Source organism: Marinobacter sp., from assembly GCF_014859525.1.
Classification (GTDB): Bacteria; Pseudomonadota; Gammaproteobacteria; order Pseudomonadales; family Oleiphilaceae; genus Marinobacter.
Map to the genome: position 1 here is coordinate 1 of NZ_JACUUB010000136.1, position 4066 is coordinate 4066.

Sequence of the window (4066 nt, forward strand, 5' to 3'; positions counted from 1 at the left end):
TACAGGTGCAATTCCTGCTCGCTGATGTTCACGTATTCCAGCACCCGGCCATAGAGCATCACCGTAGGCACATTACGGCCACCCAGCTCCTTCTGGGTTTCACTGAGGACGTAAAGTATCGTCCTTTCGGTTTTTGTGAGACCATCCCGCGCATCGGGGATCACCTCGTCTATTCCGCGTAAACTGCTCATCTTTCTGAATCCGGTAAGCTGCCCATGGAAATCAAAGTCAATTATCTCGACAACCTGAGGCTTGAGGCCAAATTTGACGATTTTACCGTCATCTCAGACCAGCCCGTGCGTTACAAAGGCGATGGCTCGGCGCCCGGCCCGTTTGACTACTTCCTGGCCTCCTCGGCCCTGTGTGCAGCCTACTTTGTCAAGGTGTACTGCAACGCCCGCGACATTTCCACGGAAAACATCCGCCTGTCGCAAAACAACATTGTAGACCCGGAAAACCGCTACCAGCAGATTTTCAAGATTCAGGTGGAGCTGCCGGAAGACATCTCCGACAAGGATCGCCAGGGCATTATCCGCTCCATCGACCGCTGCACGGTTAAAAAGGTGGTACAAACCGGCCCAGACTTCCAGATTGAAGTCGTCGAAAACCTGGACGAAGACGCCCAGGCACTGCTTACGGTGAAGCCGGAAGGGGAAGCGAATACTTACATCGAAGGCAAAGACCTACCCCTGGAAACCACCATCGCCAATATGAGCGGCATATTGGCAGACCTGGGCATGAAGATCGAAATTGCCTCCTGGCGCAACATTGTGCCCCATGTGTGGTCGTTACACATTCGCGATGCCGCCTCGCCCATGTGCTTCACCAACGGCAAAGGTTCCACCAAGGAAGCCGCCTTGTGTTCGGCCCTGGGCGAGTTCATCGAGCGGCTTAACTGCAACTTCTTCTACAACGATCAGTACTTCGGCCAGGACATCGCCAACAGCCCGTTCGTGCATTACCCGAACGAGCAGTGGTTCCAGCCCGGCCCGGAAGGCGAGTTACCCGAGGGCATTCTGGACGATTACTGCCTGGAGATTTACAACCCGGACGGCGAACTGCTGGGCACCCACCTGTTCGACACCAACTCCGGCACGCCGGAGCGCGGCATCTGCAGCATTCCCTACGTGCGCCAGTCCGACGGGGAAACGGTGTACTTCCCCTCCAACCTGATCGAGAACCTGTACCTGAGCAACGGCATGAGTGCCGGCAACACCCTGCAGGAAGCGCAGGTACAGTGCCTGTCGGAAATCTTCGAGCGAGCCGTGAAAAAAGAAATTATTGAGAACGAAATCGCCCTGCCGGACGTGCCGAACGAGGTACTGGCCAAATACCCGGACATCGTCGAAGGCATTCGGGCGCTGGAAGAGCAGGGCTTCCCGGTACTGGTGAAAGACGCCTCTCTCGGCGGCCAGTTCCCGGTGATGTGCGTGACCCTGATGAACCCGAAAACGGGTGGCGTCTTTGCCTCCTTCGGCGCTCACCCGAGCTTTCATGTGGCGTTGGAACGCAGCCTGACCGAGCTGCTGCAAGGGCGCAGCTTCGAAGGCCTGAATGACCTGCCCGCCCCAACCTTCAATTCCATGGCGGTAACCGAGCCCAACAACTACGTCGAGCACTTTATCGATTCCAGCGGCGTGGTGTCCTGGCGGTTCTTCAGTGCCAAATCCGACTACGATTTCGTGGAGTGGGATTTCTCCGGCACCAACGAAGAAGAAGCCAACACCCTGTTCGGCATCCTTTCCGACATGGGTAAAGAGTGCTACATGGCCGTGTTCGAAGACCTGGGGGCTCCGGTGTGCCGCATATTGGTGCCGGGCTACTCCGAGGTGTACCCGGTGGAAGACCTGGTGTGGGACAACACCAACATGGCGCTGGCATTCCGGGAAGACATCCTGAATCTGCACCGCCTGACTGAGGACGAACTGACCGGCCTGGTAGAACGGCTCGAAGAAACCGAGCTGGACGTGTACATGACCATCGTCACCCTGATCGGCATCGAGTTTGATGAGAACACCGTGTGGGGCCAGCTCACCATTCTGGAGCTGAAACTGCTGATCTATCTGGCGATTGGCCAGCTGGAAGAGGCCCAGGAACTGGTCGAGACGTTCCGGCAATTCAACGACAACACGGTTGAGCGTGGTCTGTTCTACCAGGCCATGAACGCGGCACTCGAAGCCACGCTGGATGATGAACTGGCGCTGGACGATTACCTCTACAACTTCCGCCGCATGTTTGGTAATGAGGTGATGAACGCCGTTGTGGGCTCGATCAACGGCACCGTGCGCTTCTATGGTCTCGAAGAAACCGGCATGGACCTGCGCGGTCTGGACCGGCACCTGAAGATGATCGAGAGCTACAAGAAACTGCACGCGGCCCGGGCACGCAAAGCCGGAATCGCCCTGAGCTGATAACGGCTGGGGCGGCGCATCCACCTGCCCCTGCAGGAACAGCAATCCAGCGGAATCTGAAACTGACATGAAAACATCCAGAGCTGCATTCCCTTCGGGTTTCAAACAGACCCGCAACGATGAGATGATAATGCCTGTCTACTCATCCATCGTTCAGAGGGACTTACGACTATGCGAACCAGCTCTCCCGTATTCCAGTTAGGCCTGGCAAGCGCCGCTGCATTTAGCCTGGCCACCTCAACCGTAAATGCCTCCCAGCACGGCTCATCAAGCGCAGACGCCTTGAACGCCGAAGGCATGAGCCTGCTCATCCCGGCCTATATCAGTGCCGAAGGCGATGCTGTTTTTTACAACGAGGCACTCTACCATCGCGACTACTCTGCGATTCAACACGCCTTGGCAAGCGCTGGCCGGGTGATGCGTTCAAGTGAAATGGGGCATGAGGCCTACCAGCCGGACCTAAGCGACGACCCCATGCGCGTGCAGGGCGAGCAATGGCTGCAAGTGATGCAGGCCGCCAACCGCTTCCTGAGCCCCGAAGGCTTTGCCGGGACCAAAGTGGCATCTGAAGGCCAATGGCAGCCAGGCCGCGATATCCGTCTGAATGAACTGGCTCAGGCAGCCTTCAGCTACCATATGCACCACAGCGGCGGACGCTGGGGCAGCGACGCCCTGTATCAACAGATCACCTATTCGCCCACAGCCTATCTGGCCGGCATCCCACGTTATCTGAACAAAACCCACTATCGGGATGGCGCCTTCCATAACAGGGACGGCGAAGTTACGCAGGCTACCATGGCCTATGGCCTGGACGTTCTGCATAGCCTGAGCTACGCCTGGGTTCGCTGGCACAAACCCGGCGGATCGGACGACATGGGGCAGTTAACCGAGGAGCGCATGGCCGGTGCTCACGGCATCAGCAAAGATGGGTTGGTGGTTAAGGCCCGAGCCCTCGCCGACACACTGAATGACGCCTGGAACAGCGACATGTCCAGCTACAATTTTGGCAAGGGCTCCCAGTTCAGCCTTGATGAGTTCGGCAGCCTGGTGCGTGGCCATAAAGGCCTTTACGAAATTCTGTATGTTTTCGGAAACGACCAGGACAAACAAACCGCTGAACAACTGTTTAATCGCAACGCCGACATGTTACTGGCGGTGCTGAACAGTGAAACGGTGCTGCAGCCCTGGGGCATGGTGTCAGAGTTCCGCTTTACCGAAAACGGAGTGAAAGCGGCAAGTGACCGGGTAGAAACCGAAAGCCAGTGGCGATTCGTCAACCACCTGACCGGCGGCTTTGGCCCCCTGCGCGAACGTGACGGCACATCCAGCTTCCTCAAAACGCGCCCGGAACTGCCTGAGGCTGTCGGCCGGGTGAATGACCAGCTGTTCCAGGCCGCCCTGGAGTACCAGCACGCAGAGGACCTGATGGTGCGCCAACTGGACTTCAACACCGGTGAAGTCACCGACCAACGCAAACAGCTGGCAAGCATCGCCTGGTATGTCACCGCCGCCGGCAATGGCTATCGCAGCGGCGATCGTTTCGACCGGCCCGGCAGCTGGGAAGGCAATGCCGAACTGGAACAACGCAGCCGGGCTCTTTACGACAGCCTATTGACCAATAACAACTGGTTATTGCAACAGCTCTAGCTGCCCAA

3 protein-coding genes are annotated in these 4066 nt (G+C 57.6%); 2 read left to right on the forward strand and 1 reads right to left on the reverse strand.

Annotated elements, in window-relative coordinates:
- On the reverse strand, positions 1-191 hold a 191-nt coding region (locus tag IBX51_RS14540; RefSeq protein ID WP_291832027.1), incomplete at its 3' end, for a hypothetical protein.
- A gap of 24 nt (positions 192-215) precedes the next feature.
- Between IBX51_RS14540 and IBX51_RS14545 the strand changes: the two genes are divergently transcribed.
- A complete protein-coding gene (locus tag IBX51_RS14545) occupies positions 216-2411 on the forward strand; it encodes an OsmC domain/YcaO domain-containing protein (RefSeq protein ID WP_291832028.1) in 2196 nt (731 codons plus the stop codon).
- A gap of 171 nt (positions 2412-2582) precedes the next feature.
- A complete protein-coding gene (locus IBX51_RS14550; RefSeq protein ID WP_291832030.1) occupies positions 2583-4058 on the forward strand; it encodes a hypothetical protein in 1476 nt (491 codons plus the stop codon).
- The last annotated feature ends 8 nt before the right edge of the window (positions 4059-4066 follow it).